This window comes from Halalkalibacillus sediminis (assembly GCF_002844535.1).
GTDB lineage: Bacteria > Bacillota > Bacilli > Bacillales > Alkalibacillaceae > Halalkalibacillus_A > Halalkalibacillus_A sediminis.
Map to the genome: position 1 here is coordinate 446,716 of NZ_PJNH01000001.1, position 26,466 is coordinate 473,181.

General features: G+C 38.2%; 32 protein-coding genes. All 32 read left to right on the forward strand.

Translation table 11 applies throughout. The features are described from left to right. Window position 1: 1 nt before the first annotated feature. The 32 genes from flgC to CEY16_RS02495 all read left to right on the forward strand — a co-directional run bounded on the left by flgC (window position 2) and on the right by CEY16_RS02495 (window position 26,444). Window positions 2–457, forward strand: a complete 456-nt coding sequence (gene flgC / locus CEY16_RS02340; protein WP_101330358.1) for a flagellar basal body rod protein FlgC — start codon at window positions 2–4, stop codon at window positions 455–457. Between the two features lie 12 nt (window positions 458–469). Further along, a complete protein-coding gene (gene fliE / locus CEY16_RS02345) occupies window positions 470–778 on the forward strand; it encodes a flagellar hook-basal body complex protein FliE (RefSeq protein ID WP_101330359.1) in 309 nt (102 codons plus the stop codon). Between the two features lie 51 nt (window positions 779–829). Further along, complete coding sequence (gene fliF / locus CEY16_RS02350) at window positions 830–2,410, forward strand: flagellar basal-body MS-ring/collar protein FliF (RefSeq protein WP_101330360.1); 1,581 nt, start codon at window positions 830–832, stop codon at window positions 2,408–2,410. A gap of 11 nt (window positions 2,411–2,421) precedes the next feature. Further along, entirely contained in the window at window positions 2,422–3,435 is a 1,014-nt protein-coding gene (gene fliG, locus CEY16_RS02355; protein WP_101330361.1) for a flagellar motor switch protein FliG, read from the forward strand. Continuing rightward, complete coding sequence (fliH, locus tag CEY16_RS02360; RefSeq protein WP_162297825.1) at window positions 3,428–4,210, forward strand: flagellar assembly protein FliH; 783 nt, start codon at window positions 3,428–3,430, stop codon at window positions 4,208–4,210. Before fliG ends, fliH begins: the two co-directional genes overlap by 8 nt. Then, a complete protein-coding gene (gene fliI / locus CEY16_RS02365; protein WP_101330363.1) occupies window positions 4,197–5,516 on the forward strand; it encodes a flagellar protein export ATPase FliI in 1,320 nt (439 codons plus the stop codon). The genes fliH and fliI overlap by 14 nt, the downstream gene beginning before the upstream one ends. Continuing rightward, the gene (gene fliJ, locus CEY16_RS02370) at window positions 5,513–5,959 is read left to right on the forward strand and encodes a flagellar export protein FliJ (RefSeq protein WP_101330364.1); all 447 of its coding nucleotides are present in this window, start codon (window positions 5,513–5,515) and stop codon (window positions 5,957–5,959) included. The genes fliI and fliJ overlap by 4 nt, the downstream gene beginning before the upstream one ends. Before the next feature lie 5 nt (window positions 5,960–5,964). Then, a complete protein-coding gene (locus CEY16_RS02375) occupies window positions 5,965–6,543 on the forward strand; it encodes a MotE family protein (RefSeq protein WP_101330365.1) in 579 nt (192 codons plus the stop codon). A gap of 30 nt (window positions 6,544–6,573) precedes the next feature. Beyond that, on the forward strand, window positions 6,574–7,893 hold the full coding sequence (locus CEY16_RS02380) for a flagellar hook-length control protein FliK (protein WP_101330366.1): 1,320 nt from the start codon (window positions 6,574–6,576) through the stop codon (window positions 7,891–7,893). A 5-nt stretch (window positions 7,894–7,898) separates the two neighbouring features. Continuing rightward, complete coding sequence (gene flgD, locus CEY16_RS02385) at window positions 7,899–8,351, forward strand: flagellar hook assembly protein FlgD (protein WP_101330367.1); 453 nt, start codon at window positions 7,899–7,901, stop codon at window positions 8,349–8,351. After that, window positions 8,341–8,721: a TIGR02530 family flagellar biosynthesis protein gene (locus tag CEY16_RS02390; RefSeq protein ID WP_101330368.1), complete on the forward strand. Its 381-nt coding sequence runs from the start codon at window positions 8,341–8,343 to the stop codon at window positions 8,719–8,721. Before flgD ends, CEY16_RS02390 begins: the two co-directional genes overlap by 11 nt. An 80-nt stretch (window positions 8,722–8,801) precedes the next feature. Then, on the forward strand, window positions 8,802–9,683 hold the full coding sequence (gene flgG / locus CEY16_RS02395; RefSeq protein WP_101330369.1) for a flagellar basal body rod protein FlgG: 882 nt from the start codon (window positions 8,802–8,804) through the stop codon (window positions 9,681–9,683). Window positions 9,684–9,736: 53 nt separating this feature from the next. Further along, window positions 9,737–9,955 carry a flagellar FlbD family protein gene (locus CEY16_RS02400; protein ID WP_101330370.1) on the forward strand — a complete coding sequence of 73 codons (219 nt, stop codon included), beginning with the start codon at window positions 9,737–9,739 and terminating at the stop codon, window positions 9,953–9,955. Beyond that, complete coding sequence (locus CEY16_RS02405) at window positions 9,948–10,370, forward strand: flagellar basal body-associated FliL family protein (RefSeq protein ID WP_101330371.1); 423 nt, start codon at window positions 9,948–9,950, stop codon at window positions 10,368–10,370. The genes CEY16_RS02400 and CEY16_RS02405 overlap by 8 nt, the downstream gene beginning before the upstream one ends. A gap of 32 nt (window positions 10,371–10,402) precedes the next feature. Then, window positions 10,403–11,395 carry a flagellar motor switch protein FliM gene (fliM, locus tag CEY16_RS02410; RefSeq protein WP_101330372.1) on the forward strand — a complete coding sequence of 331 codons (993 nt, stop codon included), beginning with the start codon at window positions 10,403–10,405 and terminating at the stop codon, window positions 11,393–11,395. Continuing rightward, window positions 11,388–12,611, forward strand: coding sequence for a flagellar motor switch phosphatase FliY (gene fliY / locus CEY16_RS02415; protein WP_101330373.1), 1,224 nt, complete (start codon window positions 11,388–11,390; stop codon window positions 12,609–12,611). The genes fliM and fliY overlap by 8 nt, the downstream gene beginning before the upstream one ends. Before the next feature lie 16 nt (window positions 12,612–12,627). After that, window positions 12,628–12,990, forward strand: coding sequence for a response regulator (locus tag CEY16_RS02420; protein ID WP_101330374.1), 363 nt, complete (start codon window positions 12,628–12,630; stop codon window positions 12,988–12,990). A gap of 25 nt (window positions 12,991–13,015) precedes the next feature. Further along, window positions 13,016–13,696, forward strand: coding sequence for a flagellar biosynthetic protein FliO (fliO, locus tag CEY16_RS02425; protein WP_162297826.1), 681 nt, complete (start codon window positions 13,016–13,018; stop codon window positions 13,694–13,696). Then, the gene (fliP, locus tag CEY16_RS02430; protein WP_101330376.1) at window positions 13,689–14,357 is read left to right on the forward strand and encodes a flagellar type III secretion system pore protein FliP; all 669 of its coding nucleotides are present in this window, start codon (window positions 13,689–13,691) and stop codon (window positions 14,355–14,357) included. Before fliO ends, fliP begins: the two co-directional genes overlap by 8 nt. 16 nt (window positions 14,358–14,373) lie before the next feature. Further along, window positions 14,374–14,643: a flagellar biosynthesis protein FliQ gene (fliQ, locus tag CEY16_RS02435; protein WP_101330377.1), complete on the forward strand. Its 270-nt coding sequence runs from the start codon at window positions 14,374–14,376 to the stop codon at window positions 14,641–14,643. Between the two features lies 1 nt (window position 14,644). After that, window positions 14,645–15,424: a flagellar biosynthetic protein FliR gene (gene fliR / locus CEY16_RS02440; protein ID WP_101330378.1), complete on the forward strand. Its 780-nt coding sequence runs from the start codon at window positions 14,645–14,647 to the stop codon at window positions 15,422–15,424. A 1-nt stretch (window position 15,425) separates the two neighbouring features. Beyond that, on the forward strand, window positions 15,426–16,514 hold the full coding sequence (gene flhB, locus CEY16_RS02445; protein ID WP_101330379.1) for a flagellar biosynthesis protein FlhB: 1,089 nt from the start codon (window positions 15,426–15,428) through the stop codon (window positions 16,512–16,514). Between the two features lie 23 nt (window positions 16,515–16,537). Continuing rightward, window positions 16,538–18,574, forward strand: a complete 2,037-nt coding sequence (flhA, locus tag CEY16_RS02450) for a flagellar biosynthesis protein FlhA (protein WP_101330380.1) — start codon at window positions 16,538–16,540, stop codon at window positions 18,572–18,574. After that, complete coding sequence (flhF, locus tag CEY16_RS02455) at window positions 18,571–19,701, forward strand: flagellar biosynthesis GTPase FlhF (RefSeq protein WP_101330381.1); 1,131 nt, start codon at window positions 18,571–18,573, stop codon at window positions 19,699–19,701. Before flhA ends, flhF begins: the two co-directional genes overlap by 4 nt. Continuing rightward, entirely contained in the window at window positions 19,701–20,567 is an 867-nt protein-coding gene (locus CEY16_RS02460) for a MinD/ParA family protein (protein ID WP_238378772.1), read from the forward strand. The genes flhF and CEY16_RS02460 overlap by 1 nt, the downstream gene beginning before the upstream one ends. A gap of 1 nt (window position 20,568) precedes the next feature. Then, complete coding sequence (locus CEY16_RS02465; RefSeq protein ID WP_101330382.1) at window positions 20,569–21,630, forward strand: protein-glutamate methylesterase/protein-glutamine glutaminase; 1,062 nt, start codon at window positions 20,569–20,571, stop codon at window positions 21,628–21,630. A 12-nt stretch (window positions 21,631–21,642) separates the two neighbouring features. Next, on the forward strand, window positions 21,643–23,664 hold the full coding sequence (locus CEY16_RS02470) for a chemotaxis protein CheA (protein ID WP_101330383.1): 2,022 nt from the start codon (window positions 21,643–21,645) through the stop codon (window positions 23,662–23,664). Between the two features lie 14 nt (window positions 23,665–23,678). Then, window positions 23,679–24,152, forward strand: coding sequence for a chemotaxis protein CheW (locus CEY16_RS02475; RefSeq protein ID WP_101330384.1), 474 nt, complete (start codon window positions 23,679–23,681; stop codon window positions 24,150–24,152). A 24-nt stretch (window positions 24,153–24,176) separates the two neighbouring features. Beyond that, the gene (locus tag CEY16_RS02480; protein WP_101330385.1) at window positions 24,177–24,815 is read left to right on the forward strand and encodes a chemotaxis protein CheC; all 639 of its coding nucleotides are present in this window, start codon (window positions 24,177–24,179) and stop codon (window positions 24,813–24,815) included. Beyond that, window positions 24,808–25,305, forward strand: a complete 498-nt coding sequence (locus CEY16_RS02485) for a chemotaxis protein CheD (RefSeq protein ID WP_274379925.1) — start codon at window positions 24,808–24,810, stop codon at window positions 25,303–25,305. Before CEY16_RS02480 ends, CEY16_RS02485 begins: the two co-directional genes overlap by 8 nt. After that, the gene (locus CEY16_RS02490; RefSeq protein ID WP_101330387.1) at window positions 25,305–25,655 is read left to right on the forward strand and encodes a hypothetical protein; all 351 of its coding nucleotides are present in this window, start codon (window positions 25,305–25,307) and stop codon (window positions 25,653–25,655) included. The genes CEY16_RS02485 and CEY16_RS02490 overlap by 1 nt, the downstream gene beginning before the upstream one ends. Before the next feature lie 15 nt (window positions 25,656–25,670). Next, the gene (locus CEY16_RS02495; protein ID WP_101330388.1) at window positions 25,671–26,444 is read left to right on the forward strand and encodes a FliA/WhiG family RNA polymerase sigma factor; all 774 of its coding nucleotides are present in this window, start codon (window positions 25,671–25,673) and stop codon (window positions 26,442–26,444) included. Window positions 26,445–26,466 lie beyond the last annotated feature (22 nt).

The window sequence follows — 26,466 nt, forward strand, 5'->3', positions numbered from 1 at the left end:
AATGACAATTTTTCATGGCATGAATACTAGTGGAAGTGCTTTAACGGCGAACCGCTTTAAAATGGATGTTATTTCTTCCAATCTTGCAAATGCAGAAACAACGAGGGCAAGGGTAGACGAAAATGGAGATTGGCAGCCATATCGTCGGAAATTAGTAAATCAGGAATCACGTGATGGAAAATTCGACTCTTTCCTTCAACAAGCGATGAATCGTACTAACACACCAGGTACCGGTGTAAGAATCGATTCTGTGACTGAGGACCAAACGCCCTTTAAGCAGGTTTTCAATCCTGATCACCCAGATGCAGACGAAGATGGTTACGTAGCAATGCCTAATGTTGATCCTTTAAAAGAAATGATCAACCTGATGAGTACTACACGTGCTTATGAAGCGAATGTGACAGCTTTGAACGCTTCAAAAGGTATGTTGATGAAGTCATTAGAGATTGGTAGATAAGGAGATTAAATCATGGACCCTATTCAAAGTTCATTCTTTCAAGCAAATAATCAACAAATAAATGGTATGAAAGCTTCCAAGGTCACTCCAAGTGAAGCGCATCAAAATTTTGCTAACCAATTAAAATCTGCGATTGATAATGTGAACCGTACTCAGAATGAGTCGACTCTGAAAACAGAGGAGCTTGTGCGGGGAGAAGCAAAAGATTTACATGATGTCATGATTACTGCTCAAAAAGCGAGTATTACGGTACAAACTGCTACTGAAATGCAAAATAAAGCTATTGAGGCTTATCGTCAAGTCATGAGAATGCAAATATAATACAACCGTTCATTCAATGGGATGAAATGAATTTAAAGTCGGGGGACTACAATGAATGAAACAGTTAATAAATACCGAAGTCAAATAACCGAGTTCTGGAAAACACGAACCAATATACAAAAATCCGGTATCATAGGTGGAGTCCTTGCTATAATCATCTTGATCGTTGCTGTGACCTTCATGGCATCGAGCCCTCGGATGGTGCCACTATATAGCAATCTGTCGCTACAGGAAGCTGGACAATTGAAAACAGAACTAGATGAACAAGGTATTACATATGAAATAGAAAATGGTGGCAGCACAATACTTGTCCCGGAAGCCCAATCAGATGGGCTACTGGTAGATTTCGCATCAAGAGGGATACCTAATAGTGGTAATATTGATTATTCTTTCTTCAGTGATAATGTCTCATGGGGAATGACAGATGAAGAAAGACAGATAATCGAAGTTGACGCGATGCAAACGGAATTGTCTCAATTAATTCAAAACATAGAAGGGATCTCAGACGCTCGAGTATTAATCAACCGAGCACGAGAAACTATCTTTGTCGGAGAAGAACAAGAGCAGTCATCTGCTTCCATAGTTTTGAGCACTGATTATGGTTATGAATTTAATCAAAATCAAGTTCAAGGTCTCTATCATTTAGTTTCAAAAGCTGTACCAAACCTCTCACCAGAAGATATCGTCATAATGAACCAATATTTTGAGTATTATGATCTCGATGGTTCGGGAGGGCAAGGATCTGGAAGTACATACGCGGAACATCAACAGATAAAGAAAGATATTGAAAAAGATATTCAAAGGCGAGTACAAAAATTGCTGGGTACAATGATTGGCCAGGATAAAGTAGTTGTTTCCGTTACAACTGACGTAGATTTTGCTCAAGAAAATAGAGTCGAAGAAATAGTGGAGCCTGTTGATATGGAGTCTATGGAAGGTTTGCCAGTAAGTGTCGATCGTATAACTGAAACATATACAGGTTACGACGGGAATCAAATGGTAGAAGGTGAAGGTGACATTCCAGAACTGCCAGCTACCGAAGATCAGGAAGAGCTATCAGAGTACGAAATGGTAAGAGAAACGATTAATAATGAATTCAATCGAATTCGTAGTGAAATCGTGGAAAGTCCATACGAAGTCAGAGATTTAGGAATTCAAGTGGCTGTTGATAATACGGTTGAAGAAAACAATGAAGTCGTTACTTTGAACGAAGCTGAGCAGGTGGCTGTGGAGGAAGATATTCAGTCAATTTTATCTTCAGTCATTCAAACATCTATTTCTTCAAACGTTGAAGATTTGAATCCAGCAGATAAAGTTTCTATCGTATTCCAAGAGTTTTCAGGAACTCCTGATTTCGGAGATAGACCAACAGGAATACCTACTTGGTTTTATATTGTAGGAGCTATTTTAATCCTAGCCATTGTAGTCTTAGTATTCTTCCTGCTTAGAAATAGAGATAGAAGAGTTGATTCAGAAGAAGTAGTACAAACTGAAACTACTGAAATTGAGGATTACTCCATGGAAGAAAATCAATCAGAATCAACCATCAGGAGAAAAAGATTAGAGAATCTAGCGAAAGAAAAACCTGATGAATTTGCGAAACTACTAAGAACTTGGATTAGTGAGGATTAGGGGGTTCAAGTATGCCTGTACAAAATAAAGAACTATCAGGAAAACAGAAAGCAGCCGTACTTCTAATTTCTTTGGGCCCGGATGTTTCAGCTCAAGTTTATAAACACTTAACAGAAGAGGAGATTGAGCAACTCACTTTAGAGATATCATCTGTTAAAAAAGTGGAGTCCGGTCGTAAAGAAGAGATTTTAGAACAATTTCATCAAATTGCTTTAGCACAGGATTATATATCACAAGGTGGTATCAACTATGCAAAGACTGTTCTTGAAAAAGCGTTAGGTGAAGGTCAAGCAGGTAATATCATCAATCGTCTTACCTCATCTTTGCAGGTTCGACCTTTTGATTTTGCAAGACAAGCTGATCCGACACAAATTTATAACTTTATTCAGAATGAGCATCCACAAACAATTGCACTTATTCTTTCTTATTTAGATTCCGAGCAAGCTGCTCAGATATTATCAGAATTGCCACAGGAAACTCAGTCTGATATTGCAAGAAGAATAGCAGTAATGGATTCAGCTTCGCCAGAGGTAATCAATGAAGTCGAAAATTTGTTGGAAAAGAAATTATCAACTACTGTATCTCAGGATTATAATGAGACAGGTGGAGTCGAATCCATTGTTCAAATCTTAAATGGTGTCGATCGCTCAACTGAGCGCACTATTTTAGACGAACTAGAAATGCAAGATCCGGATTTAGCAGAGGAAATCAAGAAACGTATGTTTGTGTTCGAAGATGTTGTTACTTTAGACAACCGCGCGATTCAAAGAGTTATCAGAGATGTTGAAAATGAAGACCTGATGTTATCTCTTAAAGTGTCAAGTGAAGAAGTTAAAGATGTATTATTCAAGAACATGTCGAATCGAATGGCAGAAACCATCAAGGATGAAATGGAATTCATGGGACCTGTTCGTTTGAAGGATGTTGAAGAAGCACAAACAAGAATTGTCGGAACAATTCGTCGCTTAGAAGAAATGGGCGAAATTGTCATAGCTCGTGGCGGAGGTGACGATATCATTGTCTAACCTTAATCGTTTAAAAGAAGAATCAAATCAGGGTGGCAAAGTGATTCGTATAAAACCGGTTATACCGCGAGCAGAACAAAATGATAGTAGTGGTGCACCCGATGATAAGAATGTTGAAGAAGACATTCAACAGAGGTTGTTAGATGCACAGAAAGAATTGGAAGAAGCAGAGAAAAAAGCTGCACAGATGATAGATGAAGCGAATCAACAAATTGAGCAAAATAAAAAAGACTTGGAAAAAGAAATTGAACAGAAGCTAAATGATGCTAGTCAAGAAGGCTATGAAAAAGGGTTCCAAAAAGGTATGAATGAAGCTGAGACTACATATGAGAACTTACTCCAAGAGGCGAATGACTTAGTAGACGAAACGAAGACTTTTTACTTTGAGAAACTTTCAGGTGCAGAGGAAGATATTTTGAAACTTGCACTCAACTCAGCTAACAAAATCGTTCAACAGCGTTTGGAAGAAGACGAGTCGTCCTTTGTAGAGATTATAAAACACGCAGTACAAGAAGTGATGAACCACTCAGAAATCTCTGTTTATGTAAATCCAGATAGTTATCAATTTGTATTGAAACATCAGGATAGTATTGAACAAATCATTCCAGGACACGGAAAGTTATGGATTTATCCGAAGAGGGACCTTCCCGAATATGGCTGTTTGATTGAGTCACCTTATGGAACGATTGATGCCAGTGTTGACACGCAGCTCAAGGAATTAGAGAAGCAACTTAATAACTTATTAAAAGGGGAAGCTTCTAGTGAAACTTCTTAATCTATTAGATTCTATAGAATCAAAAAGCCTCATGAAGAGATATGGAAAAATCTATCGTAATGTCGGCTTATTGATCGAATCAAAGGGACCCGAAGTTAAATTAGGAGATGTCTGCTATATTTATCCGAAGTCCACAGGTGAAAAAATTAAAGCTGAAGTTGTTGGCTTTCAAAACGAACATGTCTTATTGATGCCATATGAGCAAACCAATCAAATTGGACCTGATAGTTTAGTAGAATCTACAAACCGTTCATTATCTGTACAGGTTGGACGCTCCCTAATAGGACAAGTATTAGATGGTTTAGGACAACCCTTGGTAGATTCAAAACTCCCAAGTGGATTGACTGAGTACAGTACGGTTCGTAAACCACCCAATCCGCTTGCTAGGAAGCCGATAACTGAACAAGTATCCACTGGAATTAAAGCAATCGATAGTTGTATTACGGTTGGAAGAGGTCAGAGGGTAGGGATATTTGCTGGTAGTGGTGTTGGTAAAAGTACACTACTGGGGATGCTTGCTAAGAGCAGTGATGCTGATATTAACGTATTTGCTTTACTCGGTGAAAGAGGCAGAGAGGTAAGAGAGTTCATTGAACATGAGTTAGGTCCCGAAGGATTGAAGAAATCTATCATAATTGTTGCTACTTCAGACCAACCAGCTCTACAACGAATTAAAGGTGCCTATACTGCAACAGCCATATGTGAATACTTCAGAGACCAGGGTTATCACGTCAATTTGATGATGGATTCATTAACAAGAATAGCAATGGCACAGAGGGAAATCGGACTTGCTAGTGGAGAGCCACCTACAACTAAAGGTTATACTCCAAGCGTCTTTGCTATCTTGCCACAACTATTGGAACGGACGGGCAACGGTGACCAGGGAAGTATCACAGCCTTTTATACGGTGCTAGTAGACGGGGATGACATGGATGAACCGATTGCAGATGCTGTGAGAGGGTTGTTAGATGGACATTTAGTTCTTGACCGCTCGCTTGCAGAAAGGGGTCAGTACCCGGCAATTAACGTATTGAAATCAGTTAGCCGTCTAATGCCTAAAATCGTGTCTCAGGAGCATTTACAAGCAAATTACAGGCTCCGTTCATTACTTTCTACATATGAAGAAAACAGAGAATTGATTCAAATTGGAGCTTACAAAACAGGCTCTTCTTCAAAAATAGACGAAGCTATTCATTATCAACCTAAGTTGATGAAGTTTTTAGCTCAATCAATCGGTGAATCACAAGAAAGGACAGTGACTGTGGATAATCTAATTCAAATGTTGTCGGATGGTGAGCAAAGATGAGTTCAACCCAATCTTTTGAAAAAATCCAGCAATTAAAAGAAAAAGAATTAGAAGATGCCCAAGTTCGATATAATCGTTCTATTGACCATTTTGAAACGGTAGCGACAGATCTTTATGACCTTCTTAAAAACAAGGAGTCTGCAGTAACACATTTTAATGAACAGATTTCTAAACGGTCTAAGGGGTTTGAAATTCACTCAGCCAATCAATATCTACAAACTTTCCAGACGAAAGAGCAAGAACTTCAAATGAAAGTGCATCAGGCTAGAGTGAATATGCAGCAAAAACAGGATGCTTTAAATGAGGCTCTTCAAGAAGTGAAAAAACTTGAAACGATTATTGATCATAAAAAATATTTAGCTGATCAACTAGAGAAGAAAAATGAAAATAAATTTTTAGATGAGATTTCTGTACAACAGTATTTCAGAGAGATGAATAGGTGATAGATATGGCAAGCGTTGAAAATCAAACAGAAAGTAAATCAAACAAATTACAATGGTTTTTGTTTGTCATTGTCATTCCGATAGTCTTTGCGATTACTTTAACGATGGTGATAGCTACGGTTATTGGGGCCAACCCATTTCAACTAGCGCAAGAATACGGAAGTAAAGTGCCATTGGTTTCTGCTTTTGTAGACGATCCTGAAGAGGAAGCAAGACAGCACCAAGTGTCAGAGTATGAAGCGACTGTAAAGGACCAAGAGACCAAGATTACTAACTTGGAATCTCAATTGACAAGAAAAGATCAAGAGATCGAAGAACTTACTGAACAAATTTCACGATTAGAAGATGAGTTATCCAAAGATAATGCACGACAAGAGGATCAAGAGAAAACTGTAAAAGACATGGCCAGAACATTTGCAGAAATGGACGCAAAACGGGCTGCAGATATTATATCCGAAATGGACCAACCTCTTGCATTACAACTCCTAGGGGAGGTTGATGGAGAGGCACGCGGAAATATTTTCGGAGCAATGGAAGCAGCAGTTGCTGCGAAATTAAGTAACGCATTATTGAAAAGTAACTAACCAATTTATATTTGAAAGGAGGTGAGAGAGATGAATGGAGCAATGTTATCGATGCCAATGATGCAAGCAGCTGTCAATAATCAGTCAATGAATTCTAAGGTTGATAAAACAGATGATAAGCAGGGATTATTTCAATCTGTTTTCCAACAAATCAACAAGGGTGGAGAAATCGATTTGGATAAAATCGATGCTTCGAAATTGAAAGAGCTTGAGGCAAGTATAGTAGAAAAGCTTAAACAACTTGTTAAGGATTTAGAAGGAAATGAAGTTTCAACTGATCTTATGAAACAACTTGTTAATGACCTTCAGCAACTGCTAGGAACAAATGAAGGCCAAGCTATTGAATTGATTGAACAGGTTTCTTCTACAATTGATGATTCATTAATCGAGTCGGGTTCCCAAATGATGCAATTGATTGCAATGTTATCAATGCAACAAGCTGAACAAACATCTGGCAATTCAAAAGCGGACAGCAAATTCATGCAACAAGCAGAAGTTGTCATCACTAAATTATTGTCTCAAATAGCCCAGCAATCTAATGGAAAAGAAACTCAACAATTATTCAATACAAAACTAGATAACCTTAGTCAATTTCAGTCTATTTCTAGTGAAATGGTTCAGAAATGGAGAGGTTTATTGGAAAAGCTGCAAACAAAGTTGACTAGTAATAATTTTGATCAACAATCTTTGCAATCATTATTGAACCAATCAAATGGCAAGCAATCGAGTTTAGAATCCAGTATCCGGCAATTGTTACAGCAAGATACGGTCTTTCAAAAAAATCAGTCCTTCAGTCAACAATTGAACAATCAACCTATTTTATTGGGTAGTGCAAATGGACAAGAGAAACAAGACTGGATTATGCCAATGTCTAAATCGGAACAATTTACGATTCATATGACAAGAGCTCAAGGCACACAGCAGACTTCACAGTCGAATCAACAGCAGATGATTGAACAGCTTCAAAAAATCGTACAGTCAAGTAAATTTGGCCGTGTAGGTGGAGCCCAACAGTTAACCGTCCATATGAAACCAGAGAATTTAGGGAACATGATGTTGAAATTCACCCAAATCAATGGAGAAATGGCCGTGAAAATCACTGTAATGTCTCAGGCTGCTAAAGAAATGCTTGAAGGAAACTTGAATCAGTTAAGACAAATGTTTTCACCAAACCAAGTTGTAATTGAGAGACAGGTAGATACGACAAACACTGACTACACACAAGAATACACAGATGAAGAAACTGAACAGCAAGCAGGTCAAGGAGATAGTGGTGAGCAAGAACAACAAGATTCAAGTGAATCTAGTGAAAGAAGTTTCAAAGATTATTTATTCCAAGAGGAGGTGTAGAGTAGATGAAAGTTGATTCCTCTTTATACTTATCAAGTCAAAATCAAGTGAAAGAAGGAGGTTCGAACCTAGATAAAGACGCCTTCCTAAAAATCTTGATGACACAATTACAAAATCAGGACCCAATGAATCCGATGGAGGATAAAGAATTCATATCCCAAATGGCTACCTTTTCTCAGTTAGAACAATCTACAAATATGTCTAGCAGCTTAGAAAAGATGATAGAACAACAGTCATTCACTAATTTCCTCCAATATTCGAATCTGATTGGAAAATCAGTAGATTATGCTGAATATGCAAATGGAGAATATCAAGGAGAAGCAAATGGTGTTATTGATTCTGTTGCGAAAGAAGGGGACCAAGTAGTAATGAAGCTGAATGATGGAAGTAAGATATCAGCTGATCAGTTAATTCAAATTTCCCAAGGTAACAGTGGGGTGAATGAAGATGAGTCCTAAAATAAATCCGATTCATCATCAACAAATTCCGTTGAAGCCGAACCCAACCAAAACGAAACAAGCACCGAAACAATCATTTCAATCGTTATTAGAACAGTCTGCTCAAGAGTTGAAAGTGAGTAAACATGCTCAAAAGAGATTGGATGAGAGGAATATACACATTGACCAAAAGCAGTGGAATATGATCCAAGAAAAAATGGTCGAAGCAAAAAATAAAGGTGTTTCAGATTCTGCGATTATTATGAAAGATGCGGTTCTTGTTGCAAGTACAAAAAACAACACGATCATCACAGCGATGGATCGCCAGGAAGCTGCAGACCAACTAGTTACAAATATCAATGGAACGATTATTTTACAAGATGATAAATAGGCTGGACCTAACGGAAGCCTAAGTACTGCTGACCGATAGATGCGGTACATATTACAACTAAACGAGAGGGTTGAAGTTAAATGTTACGTTCAATGTACACAGGAATCTCTGGAATGAGTGGGTTCCAAAATAAATTAGATGTAGTTTCAAATAATATTGCCAATGTAAACACATTCGGTTACAAAAAAGGGAGAATGACTTTCTCCGATTTAATGAGTCAGACTATGCAGGGAGCAACAGGTCCTGTTGAAGATGGAGCAGGTAATGCAACACTCGGTGGTCGTAACCCAATGCAAGTTGGACTTGGTACTTCTACAGGAAGCATTGATAACATTCATACACAAGGTAACCGTCAAACGACGAACCGTCCATTGGACCTTGCAATTGAAGGAGATGGAATGTTTATCGTAGCTGAAGATTCAGATGGTACTGCTGGTCTTGACTTAGATACAGATGCAAAAGCTTATACAAGAGCCGGGAACTTTTATTTAGACAATGATGGTAACGTTGTAAATGCTAATGGACAGTTTTTAGTTGGCATCGAGGCTGATGCAAATGGGGAGCCCGTGCCTGATTCGGAGTCTATATTGAATGTTGATTCTGAAGCGGAAAGTTTCAGTATTGGTAATGATGGTTCTCTATCATACGTACCTAGTGGTGGAGGAGACCCAATAGTTGCAGGTTTTGTTGCTTTAGCTAAATTCTCTAATCCAGAAGGTCTTAATAAGGCAGGAGGGAATACGTTTACCTTAACTCCTAATGCTGGTCTAGTTAATGAATTGAACGCTCCGGGTGAAAGTGGAACAGGTAGTCTTTTCGCTGGTGCACTTGAAATGTCTAACGTTGACTTGGCTAACGAGTTCACTGAGATGATTACTGCACAGCGTGGTTTCCAGGCGAACACCCGAGTAATTACAACTTCAGATGAAATCCTTCAAGAATTGGTCAACTTAAAACGATAAACCAATAAGGGAGGCATAGGGGTTTGTAGTTCAACTACCAGCCCCTAATACATATGATCCAAGTTACTAGATTAAATAAAGAAGAGTTTGTCCTCAATGCTCTTTACATTGAAAAAGTTCAGGCATTACCAGATACGACTATAACTCTTTCAAATGGTAAGAAGTATTTTGTCAGTGAGTCGATCGATGAAATCATACAGAGATCCACTGATTATTATAAGCAAATAGGATTTACCGATTTGCAGGCGAAGGTAGTTGATGAAGATGAGTAAACCAATCAAAATCATGTTAAGTGTTTTAATCAGCCTCACTATTATTGGAGTCATTGCAATCATCATTTTATTATATGGCGACACAGCAGAAGGTAGCCCGGGTGAACGTACTCTGGACGATATGGTGGAAAGCTCTTTTGTAACAGAAGAAATAACCACTGATTTGTCTGATGGCAATTATGTAAGAATTCAATTCAGAGTGGTTACAGATGGAGAGAAAGCTCACGAACATCTCCAAAAGGGCGAAGCTTTTCAACTGAACAATGCCATCATTAAAGAATTGACGGTTTTAGAGGAAGAAGATTTTAGGTCTGGACTCAATAATGTAGAAGAAAATATTAAGCTTGAACTGAATCAATTATTAGAAGAAGGCACGGTTACTGATGTTTATACAGTAGATAAAGTACTGCAATAATCATTAGTTGACTCCATCACGGAGGTGAAGAAATGTCAGAAGATGTGTTATCCCAAAATGAAATAGACGCCCTATTATCGGCTATCTCCAGTGGAGAAATGGACGCTGAGGAACTGAAACAGGAAGAGGTTGAGCAAAAGGTCAGAGACTATGACTTCAAAAGGGCCTTGAGGTTTTCAAAAGACCAGATTCGAGGTTTGACTAGGATTCATGAAAACTTTGCTCGGTTACTGACTTCTTTCTTTTCAGCTCAGTTGCGGTCCTATGTCACCATTTCAGTTGCTTCAGTAGATCAGGTGCCTTTTGAAGAGTTTGTCCGTTCAATTCCTAAGCGTACAATTTTGAATATCTTTTCACTCGCACCACTTGAAGGTCGGCTGCTATTCGAAGTCAATCCGAATGTTGCGTATGCCATGCTTGACAGAACCTTAGGTGGTAGAGGGGCGAGTATGAACAAGGTAGAAAACCTGACTGAAATAGAGACTAAGATTATGTCTCGGACATTTGAAAGAGCGATGGAAAGCCTTGAAGAGGCCTGGGGTTCGATGGTTGAAGTGGATGCCATTTTAGAGGAGTTCGAAGTTAACCCACAGTTCATACAAATGGTATCACCCAATGAAACAGTGGTAGTAATTTCACTAAATACTACTATTGGTGAGAGCTCAGGGATGATTAATATCTGTATTCCACATATGTTACTCGAACCTATCATCTCTAAACTATCGGTACACTACTGGATGCAAAATGAATCTTCTAAGGCTAAACCAGAAGATTATCATAATCTTACTAAAAATTTAAATCACGTCAATGTTGATTCCAAAGCAGTGCTTGGTGAAACATCAATATCTATTGAAGAGTTTCTTAACTTAGGGTTAGATGACGTTATTTCATTGGATCAGAAGATTGATGATCCACTCAAATTGTATGTGAATGATGAACCAAAATTCCACGTGCAACCCGGAAAGAAGCGTAACAAACTAGCAGTACAAATACTTGATGAAATCAGGGGGGAAGACGATGAATAAAAACGATGATATGTTATCACAGGAAGAAATTGATGCTTTACTGAATGGTGAACAGTCATCTGGAAGTGATGAACCTAACAACAGTGAAGATAAGGTACAAGACCAAGTGGAATCAAATGGTTCTGATCCCCTTATTGAAGATCATCTTTCTTCTATTGAAGTAGATGCTATCGGTGAGTTAGGCAACATTTCTTTTGGTAGTTCTGCAACAGCACTTTCTACGTTGTTGAATCAAAAGGTTGAAATTACAACTCCTACTGTCTCTATGGTCAGTAACGAAGATCTTGAAGACGAATTTCCGACGCCTCATGTTGCTGTTTTTGTTCACTATACTGAGGGGTTTGAAGGCTCAAATTTATTTATAATCAGAAATAAGGACGCTGCAATTATTGCTGACCTTATGCTTGGTGGGGATGGTACTTCACCAAATGAGGATTTGGGTGAAATTCAATTAAGTGCGGTTCAAGAAGCTATGAATCAAATGATGGGATCTGCAGCGACGAGTATGTCATCAATATTTAATAAAAGGATAGATATTTCACCACCCAAAACCATGTTGCTCGATGTTCCAGCTGGTGAGGGGACTGAGTATGTCCCAAATGAAAGTTTATTCGTAAAAGTATCATTTGATTTGAAAGTTGGTACATTGATTGATTCAAGCATTATGCAACTGCTTCCGGTACATTTTGCAAAGGATTTTGTAGACGAATTGCTCAATGCTGATGAGGAAGAAGATGCTTCGACTCAGAAAAGTCAAAATGATACTCAACCTTCTCAACAAAAGAAAAAGTCTGAGCCAGTAGAGCAGTCGACTCAGCAGACTTCTAACCAAGGTCAAACTAAAGATACACGCAGACCACAACAAATCGGGGGATCAGGTAGATCAGGGTCGAGCGAGGTAGAATCAGCCCAATTCTCTGATTTTAATGAAGACAATGCACTTGAAAGTCATGAGAAACGTAACTTAGACCTACTGATGGATATTCCTTTAGATGTATCTGTGGAGTTAGGACGCACTCGTAGAACCATCAAAGATATATTGGACATGAGTGCAGGGTCGATTGTGGAGCTTGATAAATTAGCTGGTGAGCCTGTTGATATTTTGGTTAACAACAAGTTGATCGCTAAAGGGGAAGTTGTAGTAATTGAAGAGAACTTTGGAGTCAGAGTAACAGACATATTGACTCAATCTGAAAGACTAAAAAAACTGAGATAAATTAGGGGGAATATTTATGGGTGAAAGAATTTTGATTGTAGACGACGCAGCTTTTATGAGAATGATGATTAAAGATATTTTAGAAAAGAATGATTTTGAAGTAGTTGGCGAGGCAGAAAATGGCCAAGAAGCGGTTGATAAGTATCATGAGCTCAAACCAGATTTGATGACATTAGACATTACAATGCCTGAAAAAGATGGTATCACTGCTTTAAAAGAAATTTTGGGTGATGATCCTTCAGCGAAAATTATCATGTGTTCTGCTATGGGACAACAAGCGATGGTAATCGATGCCATTCAAGCGGGTGCTAAGGATTTCATCGTCAAACCTTTCCAAGCTGACCGTGTGTTAGAAGCAATAAAGAAAGCATTAAACTAACGTTAGAACTCAAGGAATGAGTCTTATGAAACACTTATTAATATTTTTAGCTTTATTATCAACTTTAATGGTGCTCCCAATTTCAACATCTGCTGAATGTGAAGATGGTTCTTCAGTGGAAGAATGTATGGAAGACGGTGGGGAGTCACCTGAAGAATCGACCGAAGAGGATTCTACTAGTGAGAACGAGGGGACCAATTTAGGTACCGAAGAAGATGAAAATGAACAGGCAATTGCAGATTCAAACCAATCGCTCTTTTTAGACTTTGTCAAAATGATAGCTGCATTAGCGTTAGTTCTTGGTCTTATTTATTTTCTATTAAAATTCTTACAAAAAAGGAACAGACTTTATCAACAATCAAAATCACTTGAAAACTTAGGGGGAATTGCCCTCGGTTCGAACAAATCAGTTCAAGTGGTGCGGATCGGGAACCAATATTTCGTGGTAGGTGTTGGTGATAATGTGAATTTATTAACACCGATAGATGATCCTGAAACGATCGATGAATTAACTAAAGAACAACCTCCTAGCCCAGGGAGTTCTAGTTTCCAAAGCTTGTTAAAAAGCTTGCAAAACCGTCAGAAAAACCCTTACCAGGAGCAGGAAACGAACCGTCAATTCAAAATGGAACTTCAATCGATGAAAAATGCGAGGGATCGAGTAATGAAACGAAATCGAAATCGAGATGAGGATTCAGATGTCTGATTTTGTAAACCTCTTTTCTGAAAATGATCCAGAGAGTATATCAACAGCGGTTCAATTATTAATTTTACTGACGGTACTTACATTAGCTCCTAGTATTTTGATATTAATGACTAGTTTTACGCGAATAGTAATTGTCCTTTCTTTCGTAAGAACATCACTAGCGACACAGCAAATGCCACCCAACCAGGTACTCATCGGACTTGCGTTGTTCTTGACATTTTTTATCATGGCACCAACCTTCAACGAAGTAAATGAAGAGGCTCTACAGCCACTTTTCGAAGAGGAAATTACAATTGATGAAGCCTATGATGAAGCTAGTATGCCATTCAAAGAGTTCATGTCTAAACATACAAGACAAAAAGACCTGAATTTGTTTCTTGAGTACTCAGGAGCAGAACGACCTGAAACACTAGAAGATATTCCACTATCTTCATTAATACCAGCTTTTGCGATCAGTGAGTTGAAAACAGCCTTCCAAATGGGATTTATGATATTTATACCATTTCTAGTAATAGATATGGCGGTTGCAAGTGTTCTTATGTCAATGGGGATGATGATGCTACCTCCTGTAATGATTTCATTACCATTTAAGATTCTGTTGTTTGTTATCGTGGATGGATGGTACTTGATTACGCATTCAGTTTTAGAGAGTTTTTCATAGGAAGTAGGGGTACATAATGAGTCCAGATATGGTCATTTCACTAGCCGAAAGAGGCGTATATACGATTTTGATAGTTGTTGGGCCGTTACTGATTCTAGCCTTAGGAGTAGGACTTTCAGTTAGTATTTTTCAGGCAACAACTCAGATTCAAGAACAAACTCTAGCATTTATCCCGAAAATAGTTGCTGTTTTTATTGGGATTGTCTTTCTTGGCCCTTGGATGTTGCAAAGAATGATTGAATTTACTATCAATATTTTTAATAGCATCAGCCAAGTAGCGAGTTAGCATGCTGGAACTTATCGATTATGCCCGTTTACCGGGGTTTTTCCTCATCGTTGCTAGGATAGCTGGATTTTTCATGTTGGTTCCGTTTTTCGCTTACCGAACAATTCCAATGATGCATAGAGTTGGCTTGGTTATCACCTTAGCGTGGGTCATGTATTTTGCGGTAGACGTGCCTTTGTTCATCTTAAATGGAGAATTTTTCATTCTATTTTTGAAGGAATTGACTGTGGGTCTTTTCTTGGGATTGGTTGCCTATATAATTATATCAGCTGTACAAATTGCAGGTGGTTTCATTGATTTCCAAATGGGTTTTGCCATAGCAAACATCGTGGACCCACAAACTGGTGTGCAGAGTCCGATTGTTGGTCAGTATTTTTATACATTCACGCTTCTTTTTCTTGTAGCGACAAACGCACATCATTTATTGTTGGATGGAATTTTTTTCAGTTATGAATATATTGGTTTTACAGATTATATTCCAATCGGGGATGAATCATTTCCTACATATGCCATTCAAACATTCAGTGCAATGTTCATCATCGCTTTTCAGATGTCTATTCCTATTGTAGGTACATTGTTTCTAGTAGATGTAGCTTTGGGTATGATCGCTAGAGCAGTCCCGCAAGTTAACGTATTTGTGGTAGGTTTGCCACTGAAAATTTTAGTGAGTTTTCTAGCACTGTTTGTGTCGTTCGGTCTTTTTTCAATACTTTTGACAAATCTGTTTGAGTTGATGTTCATGTCTATGAGGGACTTACTTCGGGTAATGGGAGGCGCTTAATATGGATTTGCTACGGTTGGACTTACAATTTTTCAATCAAGGCCAAGAGAAAACCGAGAGAGCGACTCCTAAAAAAAGAGAAGACTCTAGAAAAAAGGGGCAAGTCGCTAAAAGTCAAGACATTGTAACTGCTCTCATGTTGTTTTTTGTTTTTATTTTCCTGATGGTGTTCGGCAGCTTCATGGGTGAAACTTTAACAGGAATTTATACATATAGTTTTACGGAATTCATTCATTGGGATCTAACTGCATTTAATGTGGAACGTGTACTCTTCGAGATGACGATTGAAGCAGTTAAGATTGTTGCTCCAATAATGGCGGTAGCGTTACTGGCCGCTTTTGCAGCGACCTATATGCAAATAGGCTTCCTATTTACAGGTGAACCACTTAAATTCGATCTTAAGAAAATTGACCCGATCAAGGGCTTCAAAAGAATTTTTTCAGCTAGAGCATTAGTAGAGTTTTTGAAGTCATTATTTAAGATTATCGCGATTGGAGCTGTATGTTTCGGTTTAATCTGGTGGAATAAAGACGAAATGATGATGCTTTCAATGAAGAATTTGAGCTCATCTGTAGCTTTCTTTGGTCAACTCACCATATTGATGGGAATTTCCACATCTTTAATTTTAATGTTTTTAGCGATACCTGACTATGTCTATCAACGTTATGATTATGAAAAGAATATTAAAATGTCTAAACAGGATGTCAAAGATGAGAACAAAAACATTGAAGGCGATCCGCTAATTAAGTCAAGAATGAAAGAACGCCAAAGACAAATGGCTCAGCAGCGAATGATGAGTGAGGTACCGAGTGCTGATGTCGTCATAACTAACCCGACACATTATTCAATTGCTTTGAAATATGATGAGGATCGTTCAGAGGCTCCTTATATTGTCGCTAAAGGCGTAGATTATATTGCATTTAAAATAAGAGAAGTAGCTAATGCAAATGGAGTTATGCGTATTGAGAATCGTCCACTAGCGCGAGGTTTATATGATTCCGCAGAAATTGGCGACGATATCCCAGAAGAATTTTTCCAAGCAGTTGCTGAAGTTTTAGCGTATGTTTACAGTTTAGAGAAGAAAGTATAAGCAAGAACAGAGGAGTATAAAGTATGTCAGCTAAGGACCTAACCGTATTAATAGGAGTTATTCTAATAATCGTGATGCTCGTAATTCCACTTCCAGGTGGTTTACTGAGCTTTTTAATCCTGATCAACATCTCTCTAGCGTTGATTGTTATCTTGGTTACGATGAACACGCAAGAACCCTTGGACTTTGCTATTTTTCCTTCTCTATTATTACTTTTAACATTGTTTCGATTAGGATTGAATGTGTCAACAACGAGATCTATACTTTCTGAAGCTGAAGCTGGAGGTGTAATCGAAACCTTTGGTAATTTCGTAACCGGTGGGAATCCTTTCGTCGGTTTCGTTATATTCTTAATTCTCGTAATTATCCAGTTCATCGTTATTACAAAAGGTGCTGAACGTGTATCTGAGGTTGCTGCTCGTTTCACTTTAGATGCGATGCCAGGTAAACAGATGAGTATCGATGCTGATCTGAACGCAGGCATGATTACTGAACAGCAAGCTAAAGAACGTCGTGAAAAAATTGAAAATGAAGCAGATTTTTATGGGGCAATGGATGGTGCCAGCAAATTCGTTAAAGGTGATGCGATTGCAGGTATAGTCATTGTCTTAGTTAATATCATCTTTGGTTTTATTATCGGAATGACTCAGTTCGGGTTATCTTTCAGTGAAACTGTAGATGTATTTTTACGTTTAACTGTTGGTGATGGTCTTGTATCACAAATACCTGCTCTTTTGATAGCTACGGCTACAGGTATTATTGTAACTAGAGTAGCTGCAGAAGGAAATCTATCACATGATGTGACGACGCAACTATTCCGTTATCCTAAATTGCTATATATAGCGGCCGGAACTGTATTCTTCTTAGGTTTCACTCCAATTAATTTTGGTTTGACTACAACTATAGCTGCATTACTAGCGTTTGGAGGATTTTATATCAACCGTGCACAACAAAAACAGGAAGATATTCAGGAACAATTTGAAGAGGAAGCTGATGAATCGAAAGAGATTACCTCTCCGGAAAATGTTGTTCAGCTATTAAACATGGATCCGATAGAGTTCGAGTTTGGGTATGCATTAATTCCAATCGCAGACGCGAATCAAGGTGGGGATTTATTGGATCGTATTGTTATGATCCGTAGACAACTAGCACTCGAGCTCGGAGTAGTGATACCTGTTGTTAGAATACGAGATAACATTCAACTGAACCCGAATGAATATCAACTGAAAATCAAAGGAAATGAAGTAGCTAAAGGTGAATTATATATGAATCATTATTTGGCTATGAGCCCTGGAATAGAAGATGATTCAATTGATGGAATTGAAACAATTGAACCTGCTTTCGGCTTACCAGCTAAATGGGTTAGCGAAGAGATGAAAGATGAAGCAGAACTCTCCGGCTATACAGTAGTAGATCCACCATCTGTCGTTTCTACTCATATTACAGAAGTCATCAAAAAACAGGCTAGTAAATTGCTAGGACGACAGGAAACGCAACAACTTATCGATCACTTGAAGGAAAGTTATCCTATTTTAGTAGACGAAGTAACTCCTGATCCATTAGCGGTTGGAGAAGTACAGAAAATCCTAGGTAAGCTTCTAGATGAACAAGTGTCAATAAGGAATATGCCAATCATATTTGAAACCTTAGCTGATTACGGGAAGATGACAAACGATACAGATTTACTTGCTGAATATTGTAGACAAGCTTTATCTGCGCAAATCACGAAACAATACGCAAGTGAAAATTATGATATGAAAGTTATTACGGTATCGCCACAAGTGGAAAAGAAGATTGCAGATCATGTCCAGCAAACAGAACACGGTAATTATATTTCCATGGATCCTGAAACTCAGCAAAGAATAATTGAAGCGGTACAGCAGCAAGTAAATCAATCATTTGTCCAAGAAGGCTCACCTGTTGTACTTTGTTCTCCTGCAGTAAGGATGTACTTAAAACAGTTAATCGGTAGATTCTTACCAGATGTCGTCGTGTTATCATACAACGAATTAGAACCAGATTTAGAAGTAGAGAGCGCTGGGGTGGTGAACGTATCATGAAGGTAAAAAAATTCACAGCACCAACAATGCCTGAAGCAATGAAAACAGTGCGTCGAGAATTAGGTCAAACTGCGGTCATCCTTGATTCAAGAGAAAAGAAATCAAAAGGTCTGTTAGGTATGTTTCAGAAGAAACAAATAGAAGTGATCGCCGCTACTGACCCTAACCCAGTACAGAAAAGAAACAAGGGGTCAGAACTGTCGCAGGATCAATACAAAGTGGACAAACGACACCAACCTTCTGAACCGTTTCGTAAAAATGAGGAAGATCTTTTAGCTGAAATCAGAAGGTTGAGTGAAAGAGTTGATTCGGTGAAGAAAGACAACTCGTTTCTTCCAGCACCCATTCTGAATATTCAACAGCAATTGCTTAACCAAGAAATAAAGCAGAACCTTGTGGATGAAATAGTGAATGATCTTTTACAGCAATACTACAGTAGCGAAGAAATGTTGAATGAAGAAGACTTGATGGAATCTGTTAAGAAGTATTTATCGAATCAAATGAATGATAGCTTTTCCTCTATGCAAATTGGAGACTCCAAACATGTTTATCTTTTCGGTCCCACAGGTGTTGGTAAAACGACGACCTTGGCAAAATTGGCTGCAACAGCTTCTATAAATGAAGGTAAGCGAGTTGCGTTCATAACCCTTGACACTTATAGAATTGCAGCGATTGAACAACTGAAAACATATGCAAAGATTCTGAATGTCCCAATCGAAGTTGCTTACAATCAGGAGGATTTAAAGGCTGCTAAAGAAAAGTTTAAAGACTTTGATATGGTACTCGTCGATTCTGCAGGAAGAAATTATCATAAAAAAGAATATATCGATCAAGTAAAAGAATTGATTGATTTTACCGATGACGATCAATTGTTTTGTGTTCTCTCACTAACTTCTAAAGAAAAAGATTTGCAACAAATCTATCAAAAGTTCTCAGACTTGCCGATAAATAAAGTAATATTCACAAAAGCTGATGAAACATCTCAATTCGGATCGATTTATAATTTGTGGAGTGAATATAGCTTTGAAATCTCATATATTACACATGGTCAAAACGTACCTGATGATTTTAAAAAGGCTACAAGTGACTTAGTGGTAGATATGTTAGTAGGTGAACATAAGTGGTGATGGACCAAGCCCATGAGTTGCGAAAAAGAATGAAGGTTGAGGATAACACCGATGAAGCCCATACGATTGGGATTTTCAGTGGTAAAGGCGGAGTTGGTAAGTCTAATTTTGCGCTTAATTTTTCGATTGGTTTGGCAAAGCAAGGGAAGAAAGTGCTTATCTTTGATTTGGATATAGGTATGGGGAATATTGATATTCTACTTGGCTTGTATCCAAAGCAATCATTAGCAACCATGTTGCAGAGTAATTTAGATATCTCTGATATTATAGAGAAAGGGCCAAGCAATTTGTCCTATATCTCTGGTGGTACTGCTCTCTCTGATTTCTTCCATTTAAGCGAAGAACAACTTGATTATTTTACTGAGCAGTTATCAGTGGTAAGCGAAGCTTATGACTATATTATTTTTGACTTAGGTGCAGGTATGAGTGAAGAACATCTCATGTTTTTAGCTATGACCGATGAGTGCTTTGTAGTTTCTACTACAGAACCTACTTCGATTACAGATGCCTATGCAGCTATGAAACATTTACTTGCAGAACAACCTAAAGCTAATATATCTCTATTGGTCAATCGAGTTGCTAATAAGGATGAAGCAGATCTTGTGTTTAACAGGTTACATACAGTAGTTGAAAAGTTCTTAGGATATCAATTGAATTTACTCGGAAGTCTCCCAGATGATTCAGCGATGACTGAAGCGGTTAAAAATCAGACGCCTTTCTATATCCACAACAGTAGATCCAAATTAAGTAAAACGATGGGAAAGATGGTCTTGGATTACCTAGTGAAAAGGAATGATGAACCAGCAGAGTCCTCAGGTGGTTTTGTTTCTAAATTCAAGAGTATTTTTAATAGAAAGGTAGATTGATTTGTCTAACACCCGAGTATTAGTCATAGATGATTCGGCCTTCATGAGAAAAATGATTTCAGATATGATCAACCAAGCTGAAGGTTTAGAAGTCATTGATACAGCTAGAAATGGCAAAATAGGCATTGAAAAGGTTCATAAGTTGAAACCTGATGTGGTCACCTTAGATATTGAGATGCCGGTAATGGATGGATTAACTGCATTGGAATCTATCATGGAAGAGTACCCTACCCCTGTAATCATGTTATCAAGTTTGACCCAAGCAGGAGCTGACTCCACGATTCGAGCACTAGAATTGGGAGCTATTGATTTTATCTCTAAGCCTTCTGGCGCTATTTCACTGGATATAGATAAGGTTGCAGAGGATATTGTACAGAAGGTTGCTTCGGCAGCGTCATCAAATTTTACAGTGTTACCTAAAAGAAAAGACACGGTTCATTCACAAGACAATCTTAGAAAATTGAAAAAATCACTTCTATATAAAAAATCAATCGTGGCAATTGGAGTCTCCACAGGTGGCCCAAGAGCCTTACAAATGGTCTTAAGAGAATTACCGAAAGATTTTCCGGCTCCTATCGTTATTGCTCAACATATGCCTCCAAGATTTACAAAATCGTTAGCAGATCGCTTGGATAAATTGTCGGATGTAAAGGTGAAAGAGGCTGAACACGGGGATGTCCTAAAACCTGGAACAGTTTATATAGCTCCGGGAGGAACTCATCTGACAGTCGATTCATCAAAAACTTCATTAACCCTAAGTGTCGATGATCGAACTCCATCATTTATGGGACACAAACCATCCGTGAATTACTTGTTTCAGTCATTAGCAGAAATAAAAAACACAAATAAGGTCTTGTTGGTATTGACTGGGATGGGAAATGACGGTACTGAAGGTGCCAAGAAATTGAAAAGTGCAGATCCTTCAACACTAATTGTTGCTGAATCAAACAAAAGCGCAACAATTTTCGGGATGCCAAGGTCAATCATTGAGCATGTAGGCGCAGACTATATTTCTTCTATAGAGCAAATGACAGAAACTTTAAACGAAATTGTAAATCCGTAAGGGGGGCTTACTTTGGATACAACTCAGTATTTAGAGGTATTTATTGATGAAAGTAAAGAGAATTTACAGGTAGTGAACGATAAACTTTTGGAATTAGAAAAGGAACCTGCAGATCTTAGTATTGTAAATGAAATTTTTCGTTCTGCACACACACTTAAGGGAATGTCAGCAACAATGGGCTACGAAGATTTGGCCGATCTGACTCATAAACTTGAGAATGTCTTAGATGCAGTCAGAAATGAACAGATAAACGTATCTGCTGAAATGCTTGATGTATTGCTTGAATCTGTAGAGTATTTAGAAGAAATGATCATGGATATTGCTGGTGGTGGCGAGGGTAGTAAAGATGTCAGTTCAATCGTACATAATTTGCAGTTAATTGAAGCTGGTGAATCACTTTCAACTGGAACTGAATCAAAACCAGAAAGCGGCAGTACTAAAAACGGGTCTACCCTTTCCTTCGATCAATTTGAGCAAACAGTTTTGAAACAAGCAAAGGCTGATCAACAACATATTTTCCATATCAAAATATCTTTACAAGATGATTGTCTACTTAAAGCTGCACGAGTTTATATGGTCTTTGAAGTTCTGGGACAGGACGGAGAGGTGATAAAATCACTACCCACTGTCGAAGAGTTGGAAGATGAAAATTTTGATGAGAGTTTTGAAGTCGTCTATATCACGAAAGAGTCTCCAGAAGAAATCGAAGCAAAGGTGAAAAAAGTTTCAGAAATCAACGAAGTATCTGTTTCACTCTTTGATTTGGATGCTTCAAATGAGCCAGATGAGAAATCAATAGATGACTCTAAAGTACAATCCAAACAAAAAAAGAAAAGTACTCAATCGAAAGATGAAACAAATGAACCTCAAAAAAAGCAAGCTGTTTCAAATAAAACCATTCGTGTAAATATTGAGCGATTAGATGTATTAATGAACCTTTTCGAAGAATTAGTTATTGATCGTGGACGTTTAGAACAAATTTCTCAGGAATTAGATCATAACGACCTAAAAGGTACAGTAGAGCACATGTCAAGAATCTCAGGAGATTTACAGAATATCATCCTTACTATGCGCATGGTTCCAATCGATCAAGTTTTCAACCGGTTTCCAAGAATGGTTCGTCAACTTGCTAGAGACCTCGGTAAAGACATAGAGCTTGAAATCGAGGGTGCGGAGACTGAGCTAGATCGAACAGTTATAGATGAAATCGGAGACCCACTCGTTCACTTGATCCGAAACGCTATTGATCACGGGATTGAAATGCCGGAGGAACGCAAGAAGAATGGTAAAAGTGAAACAGGAAACTTATTACTGAAGGCTTACCATAGTGGTAACCATGTATTCGTGGAAATCAAAGATAACGGTCAAGGAATCAATCGTGAGAAAGTATTAGAAAAAGCTATTTCAAATGGCGTGGTTACAGACGAACAGGCTGATGGAATGAGCCAAAATCAAGTAAACGAATTAATCATGGCAAGCGGTTTTTCCACTGCGGATCAAATCTCTGATATTTCTGGCAGAGGTGTTGGGTTAGATGTAGTGAAAAATACGATTGAATCTTTGGGTGGTTCGATCAGTATCGATTCCGAGTATGGCGTAGGAACCACATTCTCTATTCAGCTCCCTCTGACTCTATCAATTATATCTGTCATGCTGGTTGTAGTTGAGGAAGAGATTTATGCTGTGCCATTATCATCTATTATTGAAACAGCTGTTATTAAAAAAGAAGAGGTTATGAAAGCCCACAATAAAGAGGTCATTGATTTTAGGGGAAGCATCGTTCCACTTGTACACCTTTCAGAAGTGTTCGAAGTGAATACGTTAGATGATGACAGTCAACATTATTCGGTAGTTATCGTAAGAAAAGGCGATAAGATGGCCGGTTTAGTTGTAGATTCATTCATAGGACAACAAGAAATAGTGTTAAAAGGTTTAGGGAATTATTTGAATGATATTTTTGCGATTTCCGGTGCAACAATACTTGGGAATGGTCAAGTCGCTTTGATAATTGATAGTAATGCTCTAATCAAATAAGGGGGAAGTGGAAGATGAGTGTAGAAGTTGTGAATGATGTAAAAGTGATTGTTTTTCGACTGAAAGACGAAGAATACGGGGTTCCAGTAGAATATGTGGGTTCAATCGAAAGAATGCAAGATATCACTCGCGTTCCACGAGCTCCTAAGTTTGTTAAAGGTGTTATCAACTTAAGAGGAGTCGTTACACCGATCATAGACTTAAGAGAGCGATTCGGTATAGAAGAATCAACATATTCTGAAAGTACAAGAATTATTATAGTCTCCATCGATGACAAAGATGTAGGAATGATTGTTGATGGAGCAAATGATGTCGTCGATGTGGCTGAAAGTGACATCGAGCCACCACCTGAGGTAGTGGGTTCAGTAAATGTCGACTACATTCGTGGTGTAGCTAAAATCAATCAACGATTATTGATCTTGCTCAACCTCGATAAAGTATTATCAAATGATGAAATCAGTGATTTATCAACTGTAGAAAAATCATAAGTTCCGTATTAAAGGGGTTAGCTAATGGGCGAATTCAATGAGTTGAACCATATTCATTTAGACATTCTTAAAGAAATCGGAAATATAGGGGCGGGAAATGCTGCGACTTCACTATCTAATTTACTTGATAAAAAAGTCGAAATGAGTGTACCTGTCGTAAACATTGTCTCTTTTGATGAAATGATGGAACAAGCTGGGGGCAGTGAAGATGTTCAGGCAGCTGTATTTGTTCAGATGATGGGTGCAACTTCGGGGAGTATGTTTTTTGTTTTAGACCCTGAAGATGCTGATCAATTCGTCTCATTACTGATTGGAGAACCTGGTTCGTCTATTTTAGATGAGGGTGACAACGAAATTGCTGTTTCTGCTTTTGTAGAACTTGGAAATATACTCACGGGATCATATCTTCGTGCATTATCAGATTTCACTCAACTTAATGTTTATCAATCGGTTCCGACTGTATCTATAGACATGGTGGGTGCTATGCTCTCCCAAGGATTACTGCAAACTTCGATGGTGTCTGATCAAGTAATCATGATCGAAACCTTACTCCATGATGTGGAAGGAACCAAAAGTGATATAAGAGGTCATTTCTTCCTCTTACCTGACCCGGACGCTTTTACAACTATTTTCAAGGCATTAGGAGTTAATGATCATGAGTAATATTGCAGAACTCATCAAGGTTGGTATTGCCGATCTAAATTTAGTGAAAGCACCTCAGACGATTATCACATCAGGGCTTGGATCATGTGTAGGTGTTGTATTATATGATGAAAGAAGACAAATTGCAGGGTTGATTCATCTAATGCTTCCAGATTCATCACTATCAAGAACAAAAGATTTCAAACCAGGAAAGTTTGCTGATACAGGTATTGATAAGATGTTGAATATGCTGAAAGATCATGGGGCGAATAATAGGGGGCTGAAAGCTAAAATAGCTGGTGGAGCTCAAATGTTCAATATTACGAGTAGTAACGAAATGATGAGAATTGGTCCAAGGAATGTAGAGGCGGTGCAACAGATACTCACTGACTACAAAATACCGATTATTTCATCGGATGTAGGTGGGAATAAAGGTAGAACAATCGAGTTTTCTCCGGAAGATAGCCGGTTGAAGATTCGTACAGTTCATGAAGGTGTGACTTATATCTAATGGTAGGTAATTTCTGGTGGAACATATTAATAGCTTCCTTTTTCAGCGTATATGTTTTTATATTGTCCATTCTCTCAATGAGCCCTCTATTTGCTATATTGAGAGCATTGGCAACTTTTGTTATAATCTATTTAATCGTATATATGTTCCGAATGTTAGCACAATTTATTCTAACTGATAAAAAGAACGATACCTCATCTGGCATAGTGGACCATTCTAGTAGTGTTAGTAGAGAAAAAGTCGATGGAAATGATGAAGAATCTAGTGATGATGTAAGTGAAGAGCAAGCGAGAGAAACGGCAGAGGCTATACGCCAGATGATGAATGATTCTAAACAACAAGAACGATAGCTCGGGGGTTAAAAAATGAAACAAGCTCCTTCAGAACTTGCTTCATGGTGGAAAGAATGGCAGGAGTCCAATGACCAAGAAGCAGGCAATAAATTAGTACAACATTATATGCCATTAGTCGATTATCAAGTGAGTAGGATTTCTGCTCACCTCCCAAAAAATGTGGATCGCCAAGACGTTAAAAGTATGGCTTTCATGGGGCTTGTCGATGCACTGGAAAAGTTTGACACAAATAGAGAATTGAAGTTTGATACATATGCATCTTTTAGGATCAAAGGGGCTATTATAGATGGTTTGCGTAAAGAAGATTGGCTCCCTCGGTCCATAAGAGATAAATCGAAATTAATTGAACATAAATATGAAGAGATGGAACAGAAACTTGGCCGTGCACCTACTGTTCCAGAAATTGCTAAGGAAGCAAACATGAATGAAGAAGAAGTATCTGAAATAATGAAAGATACTTTATTCGCTAATTTACTGTCAATTGAAGAGAAATCTAATGACTCTGAGGACGACCAAAGAGACAGTCTGAGAAACTCGATTCCTGACGAAAAGGAAGAGACTCCTCATCAATTGATGGAGAAAAAAGAAAACATAACTGAGCTTGTAAAAATGATAGAAAAATTGAATGAAAAAGAACAACTGGTTCTCAGCTTGTTTTATAAAGAAGAGTTAACACTGACTGAAATTGGTGAAGTAATGCAGCTATCAACCTCCCGAATTTCACAAATTCATAGTCGATCGATTGCCAAGCTGAAGGGTTTTTTAAATGAAGTGGTACTTACTTAGAAGGTTTTTTGGACGAGGTTGA